Source organism: Psychrobacter sp. ENNN9_III (genome assembly GCF_001462175.1).
Classification (GTDB): Bacteria; Pseudomonadota; Gammaproteobacteria; order Pseudomonadales; family Moraxellaceae; genus Psychrobacter.
In genome coordinates this window covers 1-7,206 of record NZ_LNUO01000118.1, presented here as the reverse complement: position 1 = coordinate 7,206, position 7,206 = coordinate 1, and the positions used below count along the sequence as shown (strand labels likewise).

The window sequence follows — 7,206 nt, the reverse complement described above, 5'->3', positions numbered from 1 at the left end:
AAGACTTCCCTCGGATTAACTTTAATCCGCTTCTTCATTTTCGCAATTCTCTTTTCGTGATCTGCTTTAATTTCAGCGATGCGTTCAGGACGACTAAGCTCTTCTAACGACTCACGCTCAGACCAAGTAAAGGGCGTTTGATTTGCCAACGCTTCCTTCTCATAAGCCATAGCTTCTTTAAAAGCCTTAGGATGACGCTCTAGTAGTCCCACCCACTCTATCTTACGTTGGAAGAAGCAAAAGGTGCAGCCACTACGTGTACGCCACTCATAATACGATGGTAGACCTACTCCAGAGTTTTCTAGTATATCCATCACCCCAGGCTTATCTATACCGTCCTCTCTGAATGGTAATTTTATGACCAGCTTTTCGTCACTAGAGTCATAACCAGTACGGTATGGTTCATCTGAACGAATAGCAACATATGAGTATACTTCATAACCATCATCTAAAAATTCCTGCACCCAGTCTTGAAACGGTTTTAGTTTCATTTTAATGGTACACCAGCGAGCCTGCGGTGAAGGCAAGTAATCGTTATGTTGAGTCAACCAAAAATCAAAATCCCTATCAGGGTTGATATGTTGTACAGGTTTACCTAAGTATCCTTCTAAGTAAGAGAGATACTCATACACTTCATCAAGCTCTTTGCCAGTATCGGTAAAAAAATATTCGATGTCTAATTCTGGGTAGTTATCGCGCATATAAATAGCTAATGCCGCACTATCTTTACCACCTGAAATACCTAATACATGCTTAATTTTTGGCATCTAAGACTCTTCCTTTTCACTGTGTTCTTCATCATGTAGAGCTTCTAAAAGCTTAGCAATCACAGCAACTCTATCATTTAGATCAAGCTTGCCATACTTTGTGGCTTTATTGATTTGATCTACTTGATCATTGATAATCTTTACATTTTTTGAAGTGATATGAGCTTCTTTTACTAAGCTAGTCGTTGCATTAAGTGACTTAGTGATGACTCCTACTTTTTGTCTATCTGGGCTAGCATTTACATCAGCATTAACCTCTGCTTCTAAAAACTGAAACCCATAAGTTGCTATACGCTGCTTAGCTTTAATGATGTCTTGATCAATCCATTTCTTAGAAGGTTTATTACCTGCTAATAAACTGATCAAACTTTCAGCGTCGTTCATTGAGCCATCATACTTAACCAGTCTAGCTATAAACGCGTCTAATAAATAATCGCCTGACTTACCAAAGAGTGCTTCAGAACGTTTATTAATTTCAGAATAAGGGTTAATACTATCTTCTTTCACTTTAAGATAATTCTGTAATCCCATGTTTATTTCAGACACGAGGTCTGGATAAACCTTATCTAACTCTCGTAATCCTTTAATAATTTTTTCAACCTTAGCATCATCGCTATCTGCTGCATTAAAAAACTTCGGCAAGTCATCAAAGAGTAACTGGTTAGGATCATTTGCTTTTTTCAAGATATCACGCAGCTGCTTAGTTTTAGGTGATAAATTATTAGTACGCTGAATCCATGGATGCAAACTATAGAAAATACTAACTAATGCTTGAGCAATTGGTAATGGTTCATCCTCAATCTTGGTATTCAGACGAACGCCGAACTCTTCTTCTAATCTGTCTCTTAAAACATGAATCCATGATTGGACACCCTCTAAGAAAGATACTTCTCTTACACCTACATCAGCAGGAACTTTAATCAGATACTCAGCCAATAAATATTGAACCGAAGGCTTGTATTCACCATTAATATAATTAGCTAGGTCACTGTGACGCGACAATATATAAGCAATATATAGAATCTCATGTAATCCTGCTTTCACGCCGTAAGGAGGCGCCTGCCAAGCTTCATAGATCTCCTTAGCAGTAACTAGATCTCCTTTAGCCTCAGCAATGATATCATCGGCACATTTCCAGATAGCCTTTAACTGTATATCATCAGGCTGAGAGAAATAATAGTTGCCATCACTATCCGCTTTGTGCAAACCATTTTTGACAATAATTGACTCATATACACCTTTTTCAGGTGGAAACTTATCGATTCCTAAGCTTTCCTCTTCACTACGTTCAATCATACGTTTCAGCAGTTCACGAATAGCACCTTTCGCGCTAGGTGACGGTTTATTGCGATTGACCAGCTCATTATTACAAATGAAATTTTGAGTAACTTGTTTATCGGCGATGGTTGATGCAAGTGCTGAAAGTTTGAATCGATTTAATTGCGTTTCAGGGCTTGCTAAATGTTTGCTATACCACTTCGATGCGTTTAAACTTTTATCAAGCAAATTACCTAAGGCATCTTTAATCTCAACCAAACGCCCTTCAGTCTCTTGACGTGCAATCTTATCGTTCAGTAACCTCTCTTCATTTCTCAAAATATTGCTCAAAGCAATCTTATCTTTTAACATGTCAATGATAGTCGTATGACTATCTAAGACTGCAACCACCAAATTATTAAAGTCATCAGTATTGTCTATTTCTTTACAAACCTCTGTCGCCAACAGTACTTCTTCATCATCTTTAGGTATAAGTAAACAGAAGTATCCGACTAATGAGGAGTTGATACTACCTTGCAGAGCTAAAAGTGTTTCTTCTAATTCATCAGTAACGGGAAGCAGCTTAACTTCCATCCAACGCAGGCTACCAGTAATTTGATAATGTTTTTTTGCAACGATAGGCTCAAACTGTTCTAACTGCTCAAATGGTAATGAATCAAGGTCCTGAAGCTGCTCTCTAACCGCATCATTTAGGTTAAAGTCGCTGCCTTCACTTAGCACGTAGGATTGTTTAAATTTACTGTAAAATATAATTGAAGCCGACTCTAAGGATTTTATAATTTTACTTAGCTGATCTTCACTTATATCTAGTAGTATCTTTAATAGCTCAGAACTCGCATGCACTCCTGTACCATCAGCGAAAATACTAATTAAAGCGACTATTTTAATCAGATTAACTTTAACTTCCTCGTCAAGCCCTTCATAACGGTTAACTGCGGTTTGAGACAGTAGCCATTGTTTGCTGTACTCAGAAGCAGTAATAGCACTATTTAAATTACTATCTAGATAATCCCAAAACTGATGCGGCTTAAATAAAGCAACTTTATCTTTATCCAGTGTAGTATTTTTTAAATAATAGCCAAAACCATTTGATTCAGAAGACATTAAGAACGAGAAAATGCTACGCTGATTTTGTCCAAAGTTTTTTTGAGATAACTTACATAGCAAAATCGCAACAAGCGGATGTAAAGGAAATACACCACTTAGCAACTCAGTTAAACTTTCTGAGTTGATTTGACGATAGTTAGCAATATTGGCAACTAAAGATCGAATTTGGTCAAGGAAATCATCATCATTTTTTTGCTTTTCTAACTGTTTATTCGTTATATTAATAACTTGACCAATGAGATAAATTTGCTCTTCAATTGATAATGTAATAGCAAAATCGATAAACCTACCTTGAATCTTCATCCATTCATTATGAGTTTTAGCAGTCGCTTGACGCGCATAAGCTGTAAAAGATTGGTGCAACATACCAACTAAAAGTATTCTTCCATTAGTCCTATTTACAAATTCAGCAAGCTGCTGTAGAAAATATTCTTCCATTAGTCCTATTTACAAATTCAGCAAGCTGCTGTAGAAAATAGATATCATCTGGACGATGGCTTTTAGCTGCACCATCAAATACCTTTCCTAGCTCATAATAAAAAATGATTAGCCTTTGTTTCTCAAATACCTTTCCTAGCTCATCAATAAAAATGATTAGCCTTTGTTTCTCAATTATATAGCCCTCTAATGTCTCTAGAATTTCTTGCGCACTAGCATTTGCAGGCAGTTCTAGCGCATCTCTAAATATTTGCTCTGGCGCGATTGTCTGACCTGTCAAATTAAGTGTTTTCTGTCAAATTAAGTGTTTTCCATTGTTGGTCTTTAGAGTTGAAATGTTTCACAATGACAGATTTATTTTTTTTACTTAACTTAGAAGATGCGATCTTGACGATCTCTTTATCGTCACTTACTAAGGCCTGCAAAAATAGGGCTAAGCTAGACTTACCTGATCCGAAAGGACCTGTCCAAGTAAATGCTGTCTGTCCACCTTCTATATGACTAATCATATTTACTAAGATTTGTTCATAAGAAGCGGCACAGTAAAAGTTACTGATAGAATCTTTATGATTGCTATCAGCATAGATATTAATAGAGCGTTGAAAATATTGATTCCGCTCGATATGATTAACGAGATAATTATCTATATTAGGGCTAGTATTCATGAATATTCATAACTCTGTAATTAATTTATTGAAAATACGTTTATAAAGTTTCTTTAAATCAATATTAATGACTATAGTCTTCATCTCTCATATGTTCTACGCATTGATCAAAAATAGCGTTGAGACTACTACCATTTGTTATTTGGAATTGGCGTATACCAGCAGATTGAGTCCAAGTAAGAGAATAATCAGAGTCTTGTAATTGCTCTGCATAATCTATAATCGCATCTTCGTCTAGCATGAATACTCGGCCTGGTGAACATTCATCGTAGGTACACATCTCTATAGACAAAGTATCAGCTGCTTCATTATGAATTCGCCAACAGTTTATCAACGCATATACAAATACATTTAGAGTCAAAGAGTTCTTCTCACCTCGTAATGCTCTAATATTTTGTCTATTAACACGATTTAACAGTCCAAGCTCTACTAGCGGACCTTCTAATACGTTTTCAAAGTCATCGTTTGCTTTACGAGTTTTAGTTGTGTAGTTTTGAATTAAGCATTCAATATCTTTTTTTATTGTTGAATCTGAAGGAGCAGACAAACCGTGATCCTTGAAAAACTCTTTCAATAATCGAGCAAATTCTTCTCTACCTAACTCTGGTTTCGTATTGATATTAAATAGCCAATAGTAAGTGACTAAACTAGGATTCGTGACAAGGCATAAGTGCAATAACCAGATAGTGGAAGGCGATTCCAAATAAGGATCTAGACCATCATCATCAAAAAAAACTTTAGAGTTATAGAAAGAGTTAAGCTGTCTTGTAATATCTAAATTATCATTATCGAAAAGTTCGCCTGCCTCCGTATGACCTTCTGTATTATAATAAGTGTTATTATCTCTTCTAATCATGCCTGTGTTTGTTGACCAGAATCGCATAGCATTCAACATATTTTTTCCGACACCAAAATCAGCAATCGCAGTATCTTGTAGAAAAACATTATCGAATTTCTCAGACTTCCGCTGTATTTCGATTTGATCATGCACTTTTTTTAGCCAGCCATATCTCAATGGAAAAGTATCATGACCTGAAAGGGTTAGTTTTATATTATTTGTTAAAGATGCAAAATAACGCATAAATATCAATCAATCCATATTATTGCTAATAAATTTTTATAGTTGTATATGTCATTGGAACAACTCTCCAATGCAAGAGTATATCATGTTACTATTTCCATGTAATTACATTATATTCTTTTAGTTCTAAAAATTATCTATGGTAATAAAGCTATGAAAAACATATACTTAGATTATAATTCACATACTCCTTGTGATATTTTGGTCATAGATGCAATGAACAATGTTTGGTCTCAGCCTGGAAACCCTCATTCAGCTGGACACTATTTTGGCTGGGTTAAACAAAGCATAGTAAACGATAGCCTAAAAGCATTCGCTAATATGTATGACTGCTTTGAAGAAGACTTGCTATTTACTTCAGGGGCCACTGAAGCGAATAACTTAGCTATTTATTCAGGCATCCTTATTGCCAAAAAAATGAACCCACAAGCAAAAACAATTCTAACCAGTCACTTGGAGCATAAATCTGTCTTAAACCCATTAGAGATAGCTGCTAATAAATATGGTCTCAAACTGATTTATATTGACATCACATCAGAAGGTTTTATCGATTTAAAGGATATGCAAAGCAAACTTGAGCAGCACAAAGTGCTATGGGTTTCTTGCACGATGACCAATGGCGTTATAGGAACAAACCAACCTATCTATGAAGTTGCTGATCTGTGTCAGCGCTATGATGCAATGTTGCACGTAGATGCTTCACAAGCAGGTTACCTTAATATCGCTTGCCACGACTTGGAAGTAGACTTTCTAACACTATCAGCTCATAAAATATATGGCCCATCAGGTATTGGGCTATTGTATTCAAAGCACTTACAACACTCTGAATTTATGCCTATGATTTCTGGTGGTGGCCAACAAGATGGCTTACGCGCTGGTACATTGCCTGTGCCACTAATTGTCGGATTTGCTAAAGCAGCTAAACTATTAGATGAGAATAGAAAGTCCGAACTTTTACTATTAAAAGAGTTGAGAGACGCTATATTAAATGGATTGCGTAAATCCTTTACAGTTAGAGTATTTGGCGATTTAAATGACCGACACCCTGGTAGTTTATATTTAGCAATCGAAAATATTGATAGCGTACAATTATTGAACAACGTACAGCCACATGTTGCTTTTTCACTTGGATCTGCTTGTGATGGATTAGATCGTGAATACTCGCCTGTTATGAAAGCGATGGGTATTTCAAAAGAAGTTGCTGAATGCACATTTAGAATTTGTGTAGGGAGAATGACTACCGTTGAAGAGGTAAATTTAGTTGTAGAGATGATTACAAATGCGGTTAAATCAATTGGTACAATTCCGTAATGCCTCAATTGCTAAGGCTACACTGAGAGAGTTTAAGCGAATTAATAATTCGAATATTGAGTTATTGACTGCGGTTCATGTGTATCAAAGTTTAATGACTAAAAAATTTTCATTTATTTGTATGGAACAAGTCATGAATAGTCCAAATAACACCTTGCCAGCCATAGAACCATGCAATCATATCCCACAACTATTAAGCATTAAGGATGTTGGTAACTGCACTGGTCTTAGTCGCTCTACGATCTATGAGATAACTAACGAGAAGTCTTTTCGCTATGACCCAACCTTCCCTAAAAAGGTACAACTTACGCAAATAAGGGTAGCATGGGTAGCAAGTGAGATTGCAGAATGGATTAATACTAAGATCAGTGAACGATAAGTATATTTTAATTGACATGTCCTAACTCTAAGAAGAGGATAACTGGCTATTTTTCGTTGTTATACTATTCGACTAAATTCTAATGACTCGATCACAACTCTGATGAAAAAAGCTATCCTATAGTTAGTAGTCGTATCAAACGATAAAGGTTTTTTTGATCTTCAATACATTGGTGCTGGT

The 7,206-nt window shown here is 35.9% G+C and carries 7 protein-coding genes; 2 read left to right on the top strand and 5 right to left on the bottom strand.

The features are described from left to right. The 5 genes from PENNN9_RS07340 to PENNN9_RS07320 form a co-directional block, all read right to left on the bottom strand. Positions 1–767: phosphoadenosine phosphosulfate reductase family protein (locus tag PENNN9_RS07340; protein WP_058369050.1), on the bottom strand; the 767-nt coding region annotated here is incomplete at its 3' end. Beyond that, complete coding sequence (locus tag PENNN9_RS07335) at positions 768–3,590, bottom strand: hypothetical protein (protein WP_156410084.1); 2,823 nt, start codon at positions 3,588–3,590, stop codon at positions 768–770. It abuts the gene before it with no gap. Continuing rightward, positions 3,559–3,870, bottom strand: a complete 312-nt coding sequence (locus PENNN9_RS07330; RefSeq protein WP_058369048.1) for a hypothetical protein — start codon at positions 3,868–3,870, stop codon at positions 3,559–3,561. Before PENNN9_RS07330 ends, PENNN9_RS07335 begins: the two co-directional genes overlap by 32 nt. 1 nt (position 3,871) lies before the next feature. After that, positions 3,872–4,255 carry a hypothetical protein gene (locus PENNN9_RS07325; RefSeq protein WP_058369047.1) on the bottom strand — a complete coding sequence of 128 codons (384 nt, stop codon included), beginning with the start codon at positions 4,253–4,255 and terminating at the stop codon, positions 3,872–3,874. 64 nt (positions 4,256–4,319) lie between these two features. After that, positions 4,320–5,336, bottom strand: a complete 1,017-nt coding sequence (locus PENNN9_RS07320) for a DUF4007 family protein (protein ID WP_058369046.1) — start codon at positions 5,334–5,336, stop codon at positions 4,320–4,322. 153 nt (positions 5,337–5,489) lie between these two features. Here PENNN9_RS07320 and PENNN9_RS07315 point away from each other — a divergent pair, with 153 nt between their 5' ends. Both PENNN9_RS07315 and PENNN9_RS07310 read left to right on the top strand, forming a co-directional pair. Continuing rightward, on the top strand, positions 5,490–6,647 hold the full coding sequence (locus PENNN9_RS07315; RefSeq protein ID WP_058369045.1) for a cysteine desulfurase family protein: 1,158 nt from the start codon (positions 5,490–5,492) through the stop codon (positions 6,645–6,647). A gap of 133 nt (positions 6,648–6,780) precedes the next feature. Continuing rightward, positions 6,781–7,026, top strand: coding sequence for a helix-turn-helix transcriptional regulator (locus tag PENNN9_RS07310; protein WP_058369051.1), 246 nt, complete (start codon positions 6,781–6,783; stop codon positions 7,024–7,026). The last annotated feature ends 180 nt before the right edge of the window (positions 7,027–7,206 follow it).